Here is a 17746-nt window from a genome sequence, read left to right on the forward strand (position 1 = left end):
CGGTGTAAGACCTCAACGGAGAACTCCGGGCGGGCAGTCGGCAGTGAAGCAGGAAACCCCACGGCGCGAGCCGTAGGAATCCCCCTCCTTCAGGAGGGGGAGGAAGTCAACACACGCCCTCGCCCAACTGCCAGGCGATGTTCGAAGCGGCCTCTCCGGCGCCACGGCCCCGGAGATCGAGGACGTCCGCGTGGTCCGGAGGGCGGCCCTGGCCGCCACCGCGGGCGACGTCCTGGAAGCCGACGGCCATCTCCTCGGCACCCCGGCGAACCTCGGCTGCATGTCGGGGGCGCTCAAGCACTTCTTCGACCAGGTCTACCTCTGTTCTTGGCTGGTGCTCCGCCCTTCAGGGCGGGGGTGAAGGCCATCCTCGGATCGGAGGCGCGGAGCGCCGGAGGGCTCTGCGCCTGCGTGGTGACGGTCAGCCGGGGCGTCGCTGGTTCTCGATGTACCGTTTGGCAACGGTCAGGGGTACCCCGCCGCACGATCCGGTGAAGTAGGAACCGGACCAGAAGTGTCCGCCCCACAGGTAGCGGCGGACATGGCTGTCGTACTCTCCCCCAGCCTTCGGCCGGGAGGTGACGCCCTTGAGGGAGTTGACCAGCTTGGAGAGCTGGACTTTCGGCGGGCAGTGCACGAGCAGGTGCACGTGGTCCTGTTCTCCGTTGAGCTGTTTCAGCTCAGCCTCGACGTCGGCGCAGACCTCCCGCATGATTTCTTCGGTACGGGCCGGCATGCGTCGGTGAACGCTTTCCGCCGGTACTTAGTGACGAAAACCAAGTGAACGTGCAGGTTGCAGACAACATGGCGACCGGTTCTGACCTCGGGATGAGGGTTCCAGCGCGGTGACATAAACCAATGCTGGGTTCCCGCTTATGAGTCAGGGCGCTCTGGTCAAGCGGCAGTTCGGGCACCGCGCCCGGCTTGCGCTGTCGCCTGCCGAGGTGTTGAAGACCGATGGCCAGGCGCACGCGGCCCGCACCCTGTGGAACCTGCTGCACGCCTGGTGGCAGATGATGCCGAAACAGGAGCGGACTCTCACGAACGCGGACGCCGCGATCCGCCAGGCCCGCCAGGACATCGACTTCCTGGCCGTTTTGCCCGCGCAGGCCGCGCAGGCGGTGCTCAAGACGTACGTCCGGGCGTGGCAGAACTGCTGGGAGCACCGCGCCGACGCCCCGAACTTCAAGGGCCGTCTCCGCACGGTGATGTCCGTGGACATCCCGCAGGGCCGCGACCTGAACATCGTCCGGGTGCACCGCCGGTGGGGGCAGGTCAACCTTCCCAAGGTGGGCCGGGTCCGGTTCCGGTGGACCAAGGACCTGCCCGTGGGCAGGCACGCAGGCCCGGAGAACCGGATCACCGGGGCCCGGCTGACCAAGGACGCGCTCGGCCGGCACATCGCCTTCCGCGTCCAGACCCTTCGGGCCAGGCCCGAGCCCCACCGGGGGCCGGACGTCGGCATCGACGTGGGGGTCACCGTGCCCCTCGCCTGCTCGGACGGCGAGACGTACGGGCACGGCGAGTGGCTGACCGGCAAGGAGAAGGCCAGGCTCCTGCACTGGGAGCAGCGCGCCGCGCAGCGCAAGCAGCATCGCAGGCCCGGCGAACGCACCAGCGGCCGGCTGCACCGCACCTACGACCGGATCGCGGGACTGCGCGCGAAAGCCAAGCGCCGGGCCCTGGACCGGCAGCATCGGACGACCACCGCCATCGCCCGCACCTACGGCACGGTCGTGGTCGAAGCACTCACCATCACGAACATGGTCACGTCGGCCAGGGGCACCATCGAGGAGCCGGGCAGGAACATCGCCCAAAAGTCCGGGCTGAACCGCGCCATCAGCCAAGAGGCGTGGGGCCGCACCGTGACCATGCTGGTGTACAAGACCGACCGCTACGGCGGCACCCTGGTCAAGGTTCCCGCCCCCGGCACCTCCCGGCGCTGCTCCGGCTGCGGTCGCACCACGCCCGGCAGCCGGGAGTCCCAGGCCGTGTTCGTGTGCAAGAACGAAGGCTGTGGCTGGTCGGGCAACGCCGACCACAACGCGGCCCGCAACGTCCTGCACCTGTACCGGATGGGCCACGCGCTCGTCCCGGCTGCCGGGAGGGCAGTCGTCAGGCGCGCGAAGCGCGTCAAGCCCGCTACCGCAAGGTAGGCGGGAATCTCCCGGCCTCAGCCGGGAGAGCACTTCAACGATCCGGCAGGCCTCGCACATGGACCAGACGTACTTCCTGTGCAGTGACGTGAACTTCGGCTGACCGGACGTCGCTTGCACTGCCCGGCCCCTAAGTCCCCGCCGTGCACGCCGAGTCGGACGGGGCCCGGGGGCCCGGGTGTGCCCGGGGCTTCCTGAGATTCTTCGAAGAAACCGTGAGGCACTTGAACACACCGCGGAGCACCTACGTATGAGGCGTGGGAATTTCATGTCCCCCCCGTGACAGAAGCGTAGGAGTACTGCCTTGGCACGCAACACACGCAGACGCCCCCGAGGGCCACAGCGCGCGACCTTCGCAGCGGTCGCGCTGATCCTGGGCGGAGGGGGGTTGATGGCGGCCAATGTCTATGCTTCCGCGACGGAGGACGACGCCGACGGAGCCGGCCAGGCGCGGGTTCTCGGCGGCGCCACCATCAACTGCCCCGATGTAGGGACCAATCTGACCACGGTCCCCGAGAAGGCGCGGCCGGCCGTCGACAAGGAACTCGCGGCGCTGGACGAGCAGATCGCCCAGGCCTACCAGCGCCTGGCGGAGTCCGCCCCGGCCATTCAGCAGGACCCCGGCGTCGCCGACGAGAAGGTCGTGGGCCCGCTCGAGGAGGAGCGCACCGCGACCCTCGACCGCATCTCGGGCGCCATGGAGCAGGAGGGCGACCGCCCCGAGGGCCTCGGCGAACTCGCCGACTGCTCCGTGGTCGACTCCGGCAACGCGTCCGCCCAGCCCGGCGAGGGCCAGGACGGGAACGGCCAGGAGGGCGGACAGGGAGAAGAAGGCGCAGGGGGCGAAGAGGGCGCAGGCCAGGAGCAGGGCGGCGGAAACGGCGGCCAGGCGGGCAACGGGCCCGTCGCCGCGGACTTCGTGGACATCAAGAGCATCCAGCCCAACGCGGCCAAGCCCGCCGAGTCGGGCGACGCCTCGAAGGGCACCTTCGTCAGCAGCTGCGGCGTCAACGAGAACGGCCTGTTCAACTCGGACAACGTGATCGCCGCCCCGGGTGTGGCCAACGGCGCGCACCACTTCCACGACTACATCGGCAACCAGGCCACCAATGCCTTCTCCAGCGACGAGGAGCTGGCGGCGGCCGACACCACCTGTGAGGACCAGGGCGACAAGTCGTCGTACTACTGGCCCGTGCTGCGGCTGCAGAACGGCACCGAGGAGCAGGACGCCAATTCCCCCGGCGGCGGCATCGAGGGCAACGCCGGTGAGATCGTGACCCCCAAGGAGGTCACGCTGAACTTCGTGGGCAACCCGCAGGGCGAGGTCACGGCCATGCCGAGGCTGCTGCGCATCATCACCGGTGACGCCAAGTCCTTCGTCAACGGCCCCGCCAACGCCAACGCGTCCTGGAGCTGCACCGGCTTCGAGGACCGGCAGCTGGCGGACAAGTACCCGCTGTGCCCGCAGGGCAGTGACGTGGTCCGCACCTTCGACTTCCAGAGCTGCTGGGACGGCCGCAACATCGACAGCGCCAACCACCGTACGCACATGGCGTTCATGGACGCCCAGGGCAACTGCCCGTCCGGCTTCACGCCCGTGCCACAGCTGGTCCAGCGCATCGTCTACGACGTCGACGCGCCCAGCCTGAACGACGGCGGCGCGACGACCCCACTGTTCGCCGTGGACTCCTTCCCGGAGCAGTTGCACAAGCCGGGCACCGACCACGGTGACTTCATCAACGTCTTCGAAGAGGACTTGATGCAGGAGATGGTCGACTGCATCAACGGCGGCCGCACCTGCGGTTCCGGCGCCGGCGGCGGCGAGCAGCCGGGTGAGGACCCCCAGGAGGAGCCCATCGAGGCGCCCGACGAGGGCGGCAACGACAACGGCGGCGAGCAGCCGGGCGACAACGGCGGCAACGACAACGGTGCCGAGCAGCCGGGCGGCAACGGCGGCAAGCCCGGCGACGACCAGCAGGAGAACCCCTCGGAGCCTCCGGCCGACGCCCCGGCCACCGAGGAGCCCGCGGGCGACGAGGCCACCACACCGCCCGGGGACGAGCAGCCCGAGGTCCAGGCCTCGACCAAGGGTGACAACGTGGCAGGTGCGGGTCAGAGCGACGGCGGAGCCGGCCAGGTGACGCCGGACGTGGGCACGGCGACCAACGACGGCGGACAGCAGGCCGCTGCCGCGGATTCCACCGAGCCGCAGGCGGTGAACGGCGGTCTGGCCGAGACCGGAGCCCAGCTCTGGCCGGCGGCGGTGGGCGCCGTCCTGCTCGTCGCGGGCGTCGTGCTCCTGCGCCGCGTGCGACGCGCCTGATTCCCCACGGCTCGGCCGATCCGGCACGGCGCGTCTGAACCGAGACGTCCCGCCGGGTGAGGTGCGGGCGAGATACGACGGCGGCAGGTCCCTCGGGACCTGCCGCCGTCGTATGCCCGGCACCCGCGGTGTCCGTGCCATGCAGGCGTCCGCGCGCCTCGGGCGTCCGTGGCCACCCGGCTCTACGCGCTACCCGGGAGTCCGGGACGGCGCCGGCGCGGCCTCCCCCTCCGTGTCGATGTGCGGCAGGACCCGGTCCAGCCACCGGGGTGTCCACCAGGCGTGCCGGTCGAGCAGTGTCATGACGGCCGGGACCAGCAGCAGCCGTACGACGGTGGCGTCGATCAGGACGCTGACGGCGAGCCCCAGACCGAGCATCTTGACCACGACGTTGTCGCTGATGATGAACGCGGCGAACACACTCACCATGATCAGCGCGGCGCAGGTGATGACCCGCGCGGTGATCTCCAGGGCGTGGGCGACCGAGGCCTTGGCGTCGCCGGTGCGCAGCCAGGCCTCGTGGACGCGGGAGAGCAGGAAGATCTCGTAGTCCATGCTGAGGCCGAAGATGATCGCGAACATCATCATCGGCACATAGCTCTCGATCGGCACCGTGCCGGACACGCCGAGCGCGGGCCCGCCCCAGCCCCACTGGAAGACGGCGACGACGACGCCGTAGGACGCGGTGATGGACAGGACGTTGAGAACGGCGGCCTTGACGGCGACGAGCAGCCCGCGGAACACGGCCAGGATGATCAGGAAGGCCAGCGCGACCACCACGCCGATGATCAGCGGCAGCCGGTCGGTGACGATGTCACGGAAGTCGACCTGAGCCGCCGTCGTACCGGTGACGTACGTGTCGGCGGCCGTACCCCGCACGGCGTCCGGCAGCGTGTCGTGCACCAGGCGGTTGGTCAGGTCCGTGGTCGTGGCGCTCTGCGGGGAGGCGGCCGAGTACACCGTGCCGACCAGCACATCGCCGTCCTGCGTGGCCGTCAGCGGCGTGACCGCCGCCGTGTCACCGGCACCGTCCAGGGTCTTCTGGGCCTGCGAGGCGAGGTCGGCCCGGTCGGAGTCCGGTACCGAGGACCGGTCGATGACGACCGTGAGCGGACCGTTGGAGCCGGGCTCGAAGGCGTCGGTCATCAGGTCGTAGGCCCGGCGGTCGGTGAAGGAGGTGGGGCCGGCGCCGTCACCGATGTGGCCCAGCTGGATCGAGAACACCGGGACCGCGAGAACGGCGATCGTGGCGACGCCCGCGGCCAGGAACCACCAGGGCCGGCGTTCCACCCGCCGTGCGTACCGGTGCCAGACGCCCCGCGGTTCGGTGCCCGGCTCGGCATCGGTCTCGGCCACGGGCCGGCGTACCCGGTAGCGGTCGATCCGCCGGCCGATCAGCCCCAGGAGAGCGGGCACCAGAGTCAGCGCGCCGACGACGGCGGAGACGACCGTCACGGCGGCGGCGAACCCCAGCTTCGAGATGAAGGAGACGCCCGACGCGGACAGACCGGCGAGCGCGATGATCACCGTGCAGCCGGAGACGACGACGGCCCGCCCGCTGGTGGCGGCGGCGTGACCGGCGGCCGACACCGGATCCCGGCCGTCCATGAGGTCCTGCCGGTAGCGGGTGATCAGGAAGAGCGCGTAGTCGATGCCGACGCCGAGGCCGATCATCGTGGCCAGTGTCGGTGAGACCGTTGCGAAGGTGAACGCCGCCGCCAGCAGGCCGAGCAGGGCGAGACCGCCGACGACCGCGATCAGCGCAGTCAGCAGGGGAACGACCGCGGCGATCACGCTGCCGAACCCGATCAGCAGGACGACGATCGCCACGGCGAAGCCGATCAGCTCGCTCACCCGGTCGTTGGGTTCGGGCCTGGCCAGCTCGCCGAGCGGCCCGCCGTACTCGACCTGCACCCCGGCCGCCCGCAGCGGCTGCACGGCGTCGTCGACCCCGTCGAGGTAGTCGTCGCCGAGGGTGGAGGGCTGGACGTCGAAGCGGACCGTGATGTAGCCCGTCCTCCCGTCGGAGGACAGAGGGCCGACGTCCGGCTGCGAGGAGCCGGAACCCGTGGACGACGAGGACGACGTGGCCGACCCGGCGGCGGACAGCGGGTTCTGCGCCGACAGCACATGCGGCAGCTTCTCCAGATCGGCCACCGTGGTGGACATCTGCGAGCCGAACGCGGTGAGCTGCTGCTGCCCTTCGTGCAGCACGATCTGGCTGCTGTACCCGCCGGCCTGCGGATCGTGCCGCTGGAGGATCTCGACGCCCTGCTGGGACTGGGAGTCCGGCAGCGTGAAGTTGTCCGAGTACGTGCCGCCGACGGAGCGGCTCGTCACCTGGAGTGCCACCAGGGCCACCAGCCAGGCCACGACGACGATCACGAAGTGCCGGGCGCACCACTCGCCCAGCCGCCGCAGCACCCCGTCCCTCGGCCCGCCCGCCCCTTCGTTCCCGCCGCGCGTCGAAGGCATGGACGTGATCTCCTCTGCCCCGGTCGTCAACCGAGGCCGAGTCGCTCCCGGCCTCACCTCCATTACATGCGGACCGGATCACCCCGGCATCCCGGAGCGGGGAGGGGCCGGGGAACGGGCTCAGGGACGGGCGGGCAGGCCGGAGAAGGCGGGGAGCGCGGTGGGTGGCAGACGGAAAGTCAGGCCCTCGTCGCCCGGCGGTACGCCGTGAGCAGCAGCGCCACGTCGTCCGGCCGGTGCTCGGTCCTGCGGGCCGTCCTGGCCAACTGGTCGGCGAGTTCCTCCACCGAGTCCGTACCGCTGTGCGCGAGGGTGCGGCGAACCGCCTCGATCCCGGTCTCGATGTCGTTGCCGGGCTGCTCGACCAGCCCGTGGGTGTACAGCGCGAGGACGCTGCCGGGCGCCAGGGTGAGCGCCGTGACCGGGTAGAGGGCGTTCGCCTCGACGCCCGGCATCACGCCGCCGAGGAGATCCAGGGCCTCGGTACGGCCGTCGAGGTGGCGCAGCAGCGACGGGGGATGGCCGGCCCGGACCGCGAAAGCGCGGCCGGTGTCCGGATCGAGTTCGATGTAGCAGCAGGTGGCGAAGGCGTCCGCCTCCAGATCGGCCAGCAGCCGGTTGGTGTGCGTGATGACTTCCTGCGGTGGGTGCCCGCTGGCGGCGAAGGCGTGCACGACGCTGCGCAGCTGTCCCATGACGGCCGCGGCTCCGACGCTGTTCCCCTCCACGTCCCCGATCACCATCGCCACCCCGCGCTCGGTCCTGATCACGTCGTACCAGTCACCGCCGATGGCCATGCCCTGGGTCCCCGGCAGATAGCGGCCGGTACTGACCAGTCCCTCGATCGCGGGCAGCCGGTGGGGCAGCAGCCCTTCCTGTAGACCGCGCGCGACGGCGGACGGCCCCGTGCCCGGCCCGGAGGCGCCCCGGGCTTGAACCGGACATGCTGTGGACGTGCTCCGGGCGTGAAACGGGATCTGCCCGGAAGAACGCAACCTTTGGGTGAACCCGCTCGTCTCACCCGATATCAGCAGGATGCAACCCTGGGGGCAGAAAATCATGCAAACCAGAACTGTCTACGCGACCCTGGCGCTCGTAGGCGCCGCGCTGAGCACGGCGGTGGCCCCAGCCGTCGCCGCCCCGTCCGCCGCTCCGGCGGCGCCGGCCCCGTCCACGGCCTGCCCCACCGGCTGGGGCAGCCTGGCCAAGAGCGACACGGCCGACACCGCCACGACCACACCGGTCCGCGACGTCAGGACCGGCCGCCACGACTGCTACGACCGGATGGTCGTCGATCTGCCGGGCGCGGGCGGCGGCGGCAGTGCCGGAGCGGTCGGGTACACGGTCCGGTACGTCGACCGGCTGTACCAGGACGGCTCGGGCACGCACCTCCCCGTCGCCGGCGGCGCCGTCCTCGAAGTACGGGTGGCCGCACCCTCCTACGCCCCCGAGACCGGCGAGCCCACCTATCCCGCCCGCGCCGGACAGCCGCTGCCGGGTGTGAACCCGGCCGGATACCGCACCTTCAGGGACACCCGGTTCGCCGCCAGCTTCGAGGGCGACACCCAGCTCGGGCTCGGCCTGCGCGCCCGGCTGCCGTTCCGGGTGCTCCAGCTCCAGGACCGCCTCGTCATCGACGTCGCCCACAGCTGGACGGGCGCCCGCTGACCTCCTGCACCACCCGGCCGGAGCGGACGCGGGACAGGCCCGGAACCCCGGCTCCGCTCCGGTACGGGGCGGCGATTGTCAGTGGTGGATGCCACCCTGCCGGTATGGACGAGCTGGAGTTCATGCGCGGCCGGGTCTACGGGGCGGACCACGACGATCCGGGACCGCGTGACGGGCGGTCGTACGTGGAACTGGCCGGCGGGCCGCTGGACGGTCTGCTGCTGGACATCACCGACCGTTCCGGGACGGAACTGCGAGACGGTGTCGGACTGCCCACCGAGATAGGCCGCTACGGCACGGGCGGCCGCGCCGTGTACGTGCCCCGTACCGGGGACGGGAGGGTGTTCGAGTGGAGGGGGGACGTTCCGTGAGGCGTGCCGGGAGGGACCGAAGCGGGTGCCGTGACCCGGCGGATCGCGGGTACTGGACGGGGAGCGGACAGGCGTAGGAGCAGGCACAGCGGTGGGGTGCCGGCCGGTCGTCGCGGACGTAAGGAGGCGGTACGAGCCATGGGACTCCTCTCGGACAACGGCCGGTTGTTGCGCGACCGGGTAGGCGACGCGATCTTCTCCCGGGTGGCGGGACCGGACGGCCCCGACAACCGTGCCCGTATCCACAGCGCGCCCGGCCCGCGCTGGTTCGGCCCCGAGCGCCCCGTCCGGCAGGTGCACGGGGACGCCTCGATGTTCATCGGCGGGCTGTCGGCGCTGCTGCTCCAGTCACTCCATCCGCTGGCCATGGCCGCCGTCGCGGGGCACTCGGGGTTCCGTGGCGACCCCTGGGGGCGCCTCCAGCGGACCAGCACCTTCCTCGCCATGACCACCTACGGCCCGGCCGACAGCGCCCAGCGGGCGGTCGACCGGGTGCGGGCCGTGCACGCGACGGTGCACGGCACCACCCCCGACGGTCAGGAGTACCGCGCCGTCGACCCCCATCTGCTGTGCTGGGTGCACATCGCGGAGGTCGACTGCTTCCTCCGCGCCCACCAGCGCTTCGGCGCCCGGCCACTGGATGCCGCCGGCTGCGACGCGTACGTCGAGGACATGGCGCGCATCGCCACCGCGCTCGGTGTGCCCGACCCGCCGGCGAACCGTGCCGAGCTCACCGACCGTCTCGCCGCCTACCGGGGCGAGCTGCGCTCCACGCCCGAGGCGCGCAGCGTGGCGCGCTTCCTGCTGCTCCACCCGCCCATACCGGTTCTCGCCCGGCTGCCGTACGGTGCCCTCGCCGCCGGCGCGGTGTCGCTGCTGCCCCTCTGGGCCTCGCGCGCGCTGCGGCTGCCCAGGGTGCCGCCCGCCGAGGGTGTGTTCGTCCGCCCGCTCGGCACCGCCGTCACCGCAGGCATCCGCTGGGCCCTGGCGCCGGGCGAACCCGCACGGCACGGGCAGCGCGCGCGCCCGCCCGTACCCGGGTGAGGCGCCGACGGCTGACATGTGTCGGCCCGTCCGCGGACGGGCACCCGGTGCCGGCTGGTGCGCTCGTACAGTTCCGGACACGGGAGGTCGTAGTGGCGGTTCGGCAGCATCTGATCAGAACGAGCCCGCAGACGGTCTGGGACGTCCTCGCGGACGGCAGCCGCTATGCGGACTGGGTGATGGGGACCTCGTCGTCGAAGCCGGTGCGCGGGCAGTGGCCCCGGCTCGGAGCGGCGATCCGGTACGAGGCGCGGCTGGGGCCCGTTCGCCTGTCCAACGAAACGGTCGTCCGTCGCTGCGAGTGGGGGGAGACCCTGGAACTCGAGGCCTGGGCGGGCGCTTTCGGCACGGCGCGGATCGCCGTCGAGCTGCGGCCCTGGGGGGAGGAGTGCCTGGTGATCGTGGACGAACACCCCCTGCGGGGCCTCGGCGGCCGACTGCACAATCTGGTCGTGGAGGCGCTGCTCCAGGTCCGCCACCGTGCCATGCTCGCCAGGCTGACGGAGCTTTGCGAGACCGAGGCCGCCGAGTGGGAACGCCGCCGCCCACTCGGCCAGGTCGTCGCGCCGGAGCCCGGCCACAACGGCACCCGCGCCCGACTCGGAGACGCGCCTTGACGTCCCGGCGTCTCGGAGTCCTGCCTGGCCGGCCGGACCGAGGACACGGCCCGGGTCGCCGGGCCGCCACCGCTCAGAGCGAGGACGGTGACGGTGAGGGGGTCGCGTCGTGCACCGCGCGGTGCACGACGCGTGCCAGCCGTGCCCCCCAGAGGGAGCGTGGCCCGGCGAAGGCGTGCGGCGTCTCACCGGAGGAGGGGGCGCGGGCAGCGACGCACACCGCGTCGGTGGGGGTGCCGGAACAGTCGTGACCGGCCTCCAACAGGGCCTGCGTCTTCGCCTCCGTCGCGGTGGCCACCGCGTTGACCAGAGCAGCGTCGGTGAGCGGTACCGGCAGCGCCACCACGATGTTGATCGTGCCAGGCACCCGCGCACCGCCCCCCGAGGCCGCCTCCTGGGCCTCGGGGACCGCCGCCCAGCCGCGTACGTCGATGCCCGAGGTGACGATCGCCTCCGCGCCGTTGTCGTGCGCGTGGGCGTACGCCGAGACGTCGGCGGCCGTCATCAGACCGACCCCCGGGCCGCGCGCGCCCGCGTTCGCGGCGAGTTCGGCGAGGTGCCGGTCCGGGTCGGTGCGCCCGTACCCGTGGGAGACCTGGGCGTTGAGGACCCAGCACCGTTCGCCGATGCCGCCCCCCAGTACCGCGCTGCTGATCATCCGCATACCCGGTCCGGGAGTCCACAGCAGGGCGTGCAGGCGTCCACCGTCCTCGATACGGGTCAGACGGCGCGGGCGCAGCAGCCCGACGGAGGCACGGGGCGGGGGGAGGACGGCGGTCACCGGACGGGACTCCTCGGAGATCGGGGTCGACCGATCGTATTCCGGTGCGGCCGCCCCGCGGACAGCGGCCCGGTCAGTGCTCCGCTTCCGCCCCCGGCGCCTTCGCGGCCCGCGGTCCGCGGAAGCAGGCGGTGACCGACTTGCCGTGGGGACAGGGGCGGCTCTCCCACTCGTCGGCCAGTGCGTCCACGAGGAGCATGCCGCGTCCGCCGGTCCCCTCGGTCCCCGGGCTGCGGCGGGCCGGCAGCTCGGCCGACGTGTCGTGGACGGAGATGTGCAGACAGTTGTCGTCGCGGGACAGGGTCAACTGGGCGTTGCTGTGGGCGTGCTTGTGGGCGTTGGTGACCAGCTCCGACACGGTCAGCAGTACGGCGTCCGCCGTCTCGGGCGCCGTGGTGGTCCATCCCAGGGCGTCGAGGTGCTCCCGGGCCCAGTCCCGGGCAGCCTTCACCTGCCCGCCCATCGGCAGGGAACGCGCCCAGCCCACAGCGCGGACCGACGGCTCATCCATGAGGCTCCTTCCTGGTCACAACTGTGCGGCCCGGGGCTTCACGGACCCCGGACCGCTTCGGCGGGCGGCGGAAACGGTCAGCGGCGGCCGCCGCGGAGCCTGCCCAGCATCCGTTGGGCCTGCGCCCGGCGCCGGGGGTCGGCCGCGGCACGTCGCACCTGCTCCGTCGCGCGCCGTCCCTGAGGGCTGCCGGCGAACCGCTTGATGCGCTCCACGATTCCGGCCATGAGGGGCTCCTTTCCACGGGACCGTGTGCCGGCGACCCGGTCGGCCCGGTGCTCACTCGTCGGTCACCGCATATCGTCCTTGCCGGTACGTCCTCCGCTTACCCCCTGCAGGCGAACTCAGCCCTGCGACCGGCGGAACGGCCGCCTCACGTCTGCCGCAACGACTCGTACACCCCGGGCTCCAGCCCGAACGTCCAGGCCACCCCCTCCCGGGCGGTCCGCGTCGTCGGCGGCACCCGCAGCCAGTACGTGCGGTGGGTGCCGTCGGGCTCCGGTGTGGAGTTGACGACCTCCACCATCACGACCGCCTCGTCGCCGTCGAGTTCGACCCGCCATACGAAGGCGCCGGTCCCGGCCGCCGTACCGTTCGCCCGCTTTGTCGCCGTCGCCGTCGCCGTCGCCGTCGCCGTCGTCATCGTCAACGTCCCCTGTCCGCGCCGTTCGTCCGGTCCGTGCTCTTCATGCTGCTCGTGCTCTGGGTGCACTTCGTGTTCCCCACGCACTGGTGTCCCTCGTGGTGCTTTTCGCCCGCTCTGCTCAGTCGGCGACGATCCGTACGGAACCGGGGACGTACTCGCGCTGTCGGATCACGCGGTACCACCCTTGGGCAGCGGGATCGTCGCGTGTTCCTCGTGCACCACCCGGCCGCCCTCGGACAGATGCAGCAGCAGCGGCCCGAAGGGGCCCGACTCGCTCACCAGCTCGCCCTTGCCGACGACCGCGTGCGCATGCCCGGTGACCTCTCCCAGGGCCAGCACGAGCCGGCCCCGGACGTCACGCGGCTCCTTGGGCGCGTCCGGGACGTGCGCGGGCACCGCCTCGTCCGTGACGGGCACGATCAGCACGTCTCCCTGCCGGTACATGGATTTCCCCTCCACCCCGGCGCACGGTGCTCCGGGGTCAGTGGGAGGACCGTACGGGCCCCCACGGACAACAGCCCCTGGTCGGACCCGCCGTGGGGTGTTGTCAGTGGCTGTTGGTAGAACTGCTGCACGTACCGCCGGACGGCTCACATCCCGGGTTCCGCGGCGGCGCCGGACCTGGAATGCCATCCGTTCGTTCATCACCTGTCAGGAGCAGTCCGCATGACCCACGTCGCTCACCTCGAGGAGTTGTACGGCCTGCGCGTCTTCCACTCCCCCGGAGCGTCCGACACGGCGGCTGACCTGCCCCGGCCCGAGACCGTGGCCTGGCGGATCGCCACCGAGACGTACGACGCCGAGGAGACGTGGGAGGAGGTTTTCGCCCGGTTCTGTGCCATGGTCGACACGACGAAGGTGCGGGCCCTGATCGTGGGCCCCTGGGAAGGCGCGTACGACTCGGCCTCGTCCAAGGTCATAGAGGCGCTGCTGGCCGTGCGTGACCGCCTGCCCGCCCTGCGGGCACTGTTCCTCGGGGACATGATCTACGAGGAGGCCGAGATCTCCTGGATCACCCATGCCGACGTCTCCCCCCTGCTGGTCGGCTTCCCCGCCCTGGAGGAGTTCGGAGTGCGGGGCAGCCAGGGGCTGAAGTTCCCCGCAGTACGTCATGACGCGCTGCGCTCGCTGACCATGCAGAGCGGTGGTCTCCCGGTGGAGGTCGTCCGGGGCGTCGGGGCCAGCGAACTGCCCGCGCTGGAGCATCTCGACCTGTGGCTCGGCACCTCGTGGTACGGCGCCGACAGCGAAGTCGCCGACCTGGGACCGATCCTGTCCGGTGACCGCTTCCCGCGCCTGCGTCACCTCGCCCTGCGCAACAGCGAGATCCAGGACGAGGTCGCCGCCGCCGTGGCGTCCGCCCCGGTGGTCGCCCGCCTCGACGTGCTCGACCTGTCCATGGGCACCCTCAGTGACGAGGGCGCCGTTGCTCTCCTGGGCGGTCAGCCGCTGACCCACCTGAAGAAGCTCGACCTGCACCACAACTACCTCAGCGAACCCGTCCGGCAGCGCCTGACCGAGACCCTCGTGACCGCGGGCGTCGAGATCGACCTGGACCCGGACGACGCCGAGGAGGACGAGGACGACGGCACCGTCAACCGCTACGTGTCCGTCGGGGAGTGACGACCGCGTGATGCAGGCCCAGCCGCCGGCTCCGGTCCCGGTGCCCGCCCGGACCGGGCCGACCACCCCGACGGCCGGCCCGCCCGTGCGCTTTGCCGTGGTGGGAAACCCGGAGAACCGCAGGGTCACCCTCTTCGCCGACGGCGTACGCGCGGCCGGGCTGCCCGCACCGCGCGTCGTGTCCTGGGCCGAGGTCCTGCGTGCGGGCGGAGCCGACTTCGCGCCCGGAGAGACCGTCCGGCTCGACTCGCCCGGCGAGAACCCGGAGGTCGACCGGTTGCTGCGGGACGTCCAGGACCCCACGCGGGTCGAGGGCTCAACACGCTGGTACGCGCGGTTCACCCAGGTGGTCCGGGAACTGCGGGGCGGTGTCCGGCTCGACGACGCCGACGACCTGGCCGTCCTGTTCGACAAGAGGCGCTGCCACGCGGTCCTCGCGGCGGCGGGCGTCCCCGTGCCCCGATCGCCCACTTCGGGTGCCGACGCGGTTCCGGTCCGGGGCTGGAACGACATCCGCGCGGTCATGCGTGAGCACCGGATGCCGAGGCTCTTCGTCAAGCTCGCACACGGCTCCTCGGCCTCCGGCGTACTCGCCGTCGAGTCGGCGTCCGGCGGCCGCATCCGGGCCACCACGTCCGTCGAACTCACCTCGGACGGAGCCCTGTTCAACTCCCTCACACTGCGCCGCTACGAACGGGAGCGGGACATCGCCGCGATCGTCGACACGCTGGCCCCCGACGGCCTGCACCTCGAACGCTGGCTGCCCAAGGCCTCGCTGCGGGGCCGCGTCGCCGATCTGAGGATCTTGGTGGTGGCCGGCCGCGCGACCCACGCCGTGGTGCGGACCAGCACCTCACCACTGACCAACCTCCACCTCGGCGGAAGGCGCGGTGACCTGGGGGCGGTCCGCGAGGCCGTCCAGGCGGCGGGGAGGCAGTGGTCCGACGTCCTCGCCGTGTGCGAACGGGCGGCGGCCTGCTTCCCTCGCACCCTGTGCGTGGGCGTCGACCTGCTTCCGGCCATCGGCTGGCGCCGGTTCGCCGTCGGCGAGGTCAACGCCTTCGGCGACCTGCTGCCCGGGCTCACGGGCCTGCCGGGCAGCGGTGCGGAGGGCCTCGACACCTACACGGCCCAGATCGCCGCGGTCCTGCACCGCGCCGGCACCCCGGACGACCGCCACCTCCCGAGCCACCAGCGCCCCCCGCACGGAACAGGAACCACCGATGCACGCGCCTGACCCGAGGTCTCCCGCACCCCCGCCGCGGACTGCCGGCCCCGGCGCCCTCACCGGGCCTCCGGCGTCCCATCGACCGGACATGAACGAGATCGTCGGCAGCCACGACATCCTGCTCGTCACCCTCGACACCCTCCGCCACGACGTCGCCGCCGAACTCGCCGCCACCGGCCGCACCCCGAACCTCGCCCGCCTGCTGCCCGGCGGCCGCTGGGAGGAGCGGCACGCCCCGGGCAGCTTCACCTACGCCTCGCACCAGGCGATCTTCGCCGGCTTCCTGCCGACGCCCGCCACCCCCGGCCCGCACCCCCGCCTGTTCGCGGCCCGCTTCGCCGGCAGCGAGACCACGGCCGACGGCACCTTCGTGTACGACACCCCGGACCTGGTGTCGGGCCTGGCGAAGGAGGGCTACCGCACGGTGTGCATCGGCGGAGTCGGTTTCTTCAACCGGCGGGGCCCCTTGGGCTCGGTACTCCCCGGCATGTTCCAGGAGTCCCACTGGGAACCGGAGTTCGGGGTCGCCTCGCCCACCTCCTTCGAGGCCCAGGTGACCCGTGCGGAGGACGTCGTACGGGAGCTGCCCGAGGAGCAGCGCCTGTTCCTCTTCGTCAACGTGGCCGCCCTGCACCAGCCCAACTGGTTCCACCTGCCCGGCGCCACCCCGGCCGACGGCGACAGCCGCGCGACGCACGGCGCCGCCCTGGAGTACGTCGACCGGCACATCGGCCGCCTCTTCGCCGTCGCGAGCAGCAGGCGCCGCTGCTTCGCCGTCGTCTGCTCCGACCACGGCACCGCGTACGGCGATGACGGCTACACCGGCCACCGCATCGGCCACCCGTCCGTGTGGACCGTGCCCTACGCCCACTTCCTCCTGGACCACACCCCCGCCGAGGCCGCCCGATGACCATCGTCACCAGCCCCCACCCCCGCACCGCCGGAACGCACCCGGCGAGCCCCTACCAGAGCTACGTCTACGCCTACCCGCACAAGACCGCCTACCGGCAGCTCCCCGACCGCCCGCTCCTGCGCGACCTGTGGGCCGCCGAACCCAAGGACGCCCTCTCCCTCTATCTCCACATCCCGTTCTGCGAGGTCCGCTGTGGCTTCTGCAACCTCTTCACCCGCATCGGCGCCCCGGACGGCCTCACCGGCGCCTACCTGGACGCCCTGGACCGGCAGGCGGGCACCGTGCGGGAGGCCCTGGGCGAGCAGGACGGCGTACGGTTCGCCACGGCGGCCTTCGGCGGCGGCACCCCGACCTTCCTCACCGCCGCCGAACTCGAGCGGCTGTGCGACATCGCCGAACACCGCATGGGCGCCGACCTGCGTGCCGTCCCCCTGTCCGTGGAGGCCTCGCCCGCCACGGTCACCGCCGACCGGCTGGAGGTCCTCGCCGCGCGCGGCACCACCCGTCTCAGCCTCGGTGTCCAGAGCTTCGACGACACCGAGGCCCGCGCCGCCGTCCGGCCGCAGCGCCGCGCCGACGTCGAGGCGGCCCTCGGACGTGTCCGCGACGCCCGGATCCCCGTCCTCAACATCGACCTGATCTACGGCATCGACGGCCAGACCGAGCGGACCTGGCTGCGCTCCCTGGACGCAGCCCTGGCCTGGCACCCCGAGGAGCTCTACCTCTACCCGCTCTACATACGCCCCCTGACCGGCCTCGGCCGCCGTGCACCGGACACCGACCCGGCCTGGGACGAGCAGCGGCTGCGCCTGTACCGGCTGGGCCGCGACCACCTCCTCGCCCGCGGCTACACCCAGCAGTCCATGCGCATGTTCCGCCGGGCCGACGCCCCGCCGCAGGGCGCCGACGACTACGCCTGCCAGACCGACGGCATGATCGGCCTCGGCTGCGGCGCCCGCTCGTACACCGCCGGCCTGCACTACTCCTTCGACTACGCCGTCGGCATGCACGAGATCCGCGGCATCATCGACGACTACGTCTCCCGCCCGGCCGCCGACTTCGCCCACGCCGAGTACGGCCGCCGCATCGACACGGGCGAGGCCCGCCGCCGTCACCTCATCCAGTCACTGCTCCAGGCGGACGGCCTCGACACCGCCGACTACCGGGCCCGGTTCGGCAGCACGCCCCAGGACGACTTCGGCACCGAACTGTCCCGGTTCACCGGGCGCGGCCTGCTGGCGGACGACGGCCCGCACGCCCCGCTGCTGCGGCTGACCCAGGAAGGGCTCGCCCACTCCGACGCCATCGGTCCGGAGCTGTTCTCCCCGGCTGTCCGGGCCGCCATGGCCGCCTACGAGCGGAAGTGAGACCCGTCCAGTGAACCGTCCAG

Annotated in this window: 14 protein-coding genes and 5 pseudogenes; 11 read left to right on the plus strand and 8 right to left on the minus strand. The window is 72.1% G+C overall.

Going from position 1 to position 17746, the window contains the following annotated elements; genetic code table 11:
• Positions 1-137: 137 nt before the first annotated feature.
• Positions 138-319, plus strand: a pseudogene (locus ACFYQA_RS34040) (flavodoxin family protein); the annotation flags it as partial.
• Between the two features lie 102 nt (positions 320-421).
• Here ACFYQA_RS34040 and tnpA read toward each other — a convergent pair.
• Positions 422-852, minus strand: a pseudogene (tnpA, locus tag ACFYQA_RS34045) (IS200/IS605 family transposase).
• Positions 853-875: 23 nt separating this feature from the next.
• Between tnpA and ACFYQA_RS34050 the strand changes: the two are divergent.
• Together ACFYQA_RS34050 and ACFYQA_RS34055 are read left to right on the plus strand one after the other, a co-directional pair.
• Positions 876-2156: an RNA-guided endonuclease InsQ/TnpB family protein gene (locus tag ACFYQA_RS34050; protein WP_388926308.1), complete on the plus strand. Its 1281-nt coding sequence runs from the start codon at positions 876-878 to the stop codon at positions 2154-2156.
• 304 nt (positions 2157-2460) lie between these two features.
• A complete protein-coding gene (locus ACFYQA_RS34055) occupies positions 2461-4479 on the plus strand; it encodes a DUF1996 domain-containing protein (RefSeq protein ID WP_388926311.1) in 2019 nt (672 codons plus the stop codon).
• Between the two features lie 189 nt (positions 4480-4668).
• Here the strand turns inward: ACFYQA_RS34055 and ACFYQA_RS34060 are convergent, their stop codons facing one another.
• The gene (locus ACFYQA_RS34060) at positions 4669-6954 is read right to left on the minus strand and encodes an MMPL family transporter (RefSeq protein ID WP_388926314.1); all 2286 of its coding nucleotides are present in this window, start codon (positions 6952-6954) and stop codon (positions 4669-4671) included.
• A 179-nt stretch (positions 6955-7133) separates the two neighbouring features.
• A pseudogene (locus ACFYQA_RS34065) lies at positions 7134-7853 on the minus strand (PP2C family protein-serine/threonine phosphatase); the annotation flags it as partial.
• Between the two features lie 160 nt (positions 7854-8013).
• Between ACFYQA_RS34065 and ACFYQA_RS34070 the strand changes: the two are divergent.
• The 4 genes from ACFYQA_RS34070 to ACFYQA_RS34085 all read left to right on the plus strand — a co-directional run bounded on the left by ACFYQA_RS34070 (position 8014) and on the right by ACFYQA_RS34085 (position 10654).
• A complete protein-coding gene (locus ACFYQA_RS34070; protein WP_388926317.1) occupies positions 8014-8622 on the plus strand; it encodes a hypothetical protein in 609 nt (202 codons plus the stop codon).
• Positions 8623-8726: 104 nt separating this feature from the next.
• Positions 8727-8993 (plus strand): hypothetical protein, encoded by a 267-nt coding sequence (locus tag ACFYQA_RS34075; RefSeq protein ID WP_386401193.1) that lies wholly within the window; start codon positions 8727-8729, stop codon positions 8991-8993.
• A 138-nt stretch (positions 8994-9131) separates the two neighbouring features.
• Positions 9132-10037 (plus strand): oxygenase MpaB family protein, encoded by a 906-nt coding sequence (locus ACFYQA_RS34080; RefSeq protein ID WP_388926320.1) that lies wholly within the window; start codon positions 9132-9134, stop codon positions 10035-10037.
• A gap of 92 nt (positions 10038-10129) precedes the next feature.
• Positions 10130-10654 (plus strand): SRPBCC family protein, encoded by a 525-nt coding sequence (locus tag ACFYQA_RS34085; RefSeq protein ID WP_388926323.1) that lies wholly within the window; start codon positions 10130-10132, stop codon positions 10652-10654.
• Between the two features lie 73 nt (positions 10655-10727).
• Here the strand turns inward: ACFYQA_RS34085 and ACFYQA_RS34090 are convergent, their stop codons facing one another.
• The 5 genes and pseudogenes from ACFYQA_RS34090 to ACFYQA_RS34110 all read right to left on the minus strand — a co-directional run bounded on the left by ACFYQA_RS34090 (position 10728) and on the right by ACFYQA_RS34110 (position 13036).
• Positions 10728-11435, minus strand: coding sequence for an adenosylcobinamide amidohydrolase (locus ACFYQA_RS34090; RefSeq protein ID WP_388926326.1), 708 nt, complete (start codon positions 11433-11435; stop codon positions 10728-10730).
• A 73-nt stretch (positions 11436-11508) separates the two neighbouring features.
• Positions 11509-11946, minus strand: a complete 438-nt coding sequence (locus ACFYQA_RS34095; RefSeq protein WP_388926329.1) for an ATP-binding protein — start codon at positions 11944-11946, stop codon at positions 11509-11511.
• A gap of 77 nt (positions 11947-12023) precedes the next feature.
• The gene (locus ACFYQA_RS34100) at positions 12024-12173 is read right to left on the minus strand and encodes a hypothetical protein (protein ID WP_107098775.1); all 150 of its coding nucleotides are present in this window, start codon (positions 12171-12173) and stop codon (positions 12024-12026) included.
• Positions 12174-12319: 146 nt separating this feature from the next.
• A pseudogene (locus ACFYQA_RS34105) lies at positions 12320-12511 on the minus strand (DUF6745 domain-containing protein); the annotation flags it as partial.
• A gap of 199 nt (positions 12512-12710) precedes the next feature.
• Positions 12711-13036, minus strand: a pseudogene (locus ACFYQA_RS34110) (hypothetical protein).
• A gap of 222 nt (positions 13037-13258) precedes the next feature.
• Here ACFYQA_RS34110 and ACFYQA_RS34115 point away from each other — a divergent pair.
• The 4 genes from ACFYQA_RS34115 (at position 13259) to ACFYQA_RS34130 (ending at position 17723) form a co-directional block, all read left to right on the plus strand.
• A complete protein-coding gene (locus ACFYQA_RS34115; RefSeq protein ID WP_388926332.1) occupies positions 13259-14215 on the plus strand; it encodes an STM4015 family protein in 957 nt (318 codons plus the stop codon).
• Between the two features lie 10 nt (positions 14216-14225).
• Positions 14226-15452 (plus strand): STM4014 family protein, encoded by a 1227-nt coding sequence (locus ACFYQA_RS34120; protein WP_388926385.1) that lies wholly within the window; start codon positions 14226-14228, stop codon positions 15450-15452.
• A 79-nt stretch (positions 15453-15531) separates the two neighbouring features.
• On the plus strand, positions 15532-16353 hold the full coding sequence (locus ACFYQA_RS34125; RefSeq protein WP_388926335.1) for an STM4013/SEN3800 family hydrolase: 822 nt from the start codon (positions 15532-15534) through the stop codon (positions 16351-16353).
• Entirely contained in the window at positions 16350-17723 is a 1374-nt protein-coding gene (locus tag ACFYQA_RS34130; protein WP_388926338.1) for an STM4012 family radical SAM protein, read from the plus strand. Before ACFYQA_RS34125 ends, ACFYQA_RS34130 begins: the two co-directional genes overlap by 4 nt.
• The last annotated feature ends 23 nt before the right edge of the window (positions 17724-17746 follow it).

This window comes from Streptomyces sp. NPDC005774 (assembly GCF_042871645.1).
In the GTDB taxonomy this organism is placed as follows: domain Bacteria; phylum Actinomycetota; class Actinomycetes; order Streptomycetales; family Streptomycetaceae; genus Streptomyces; species Streptomyces pratens.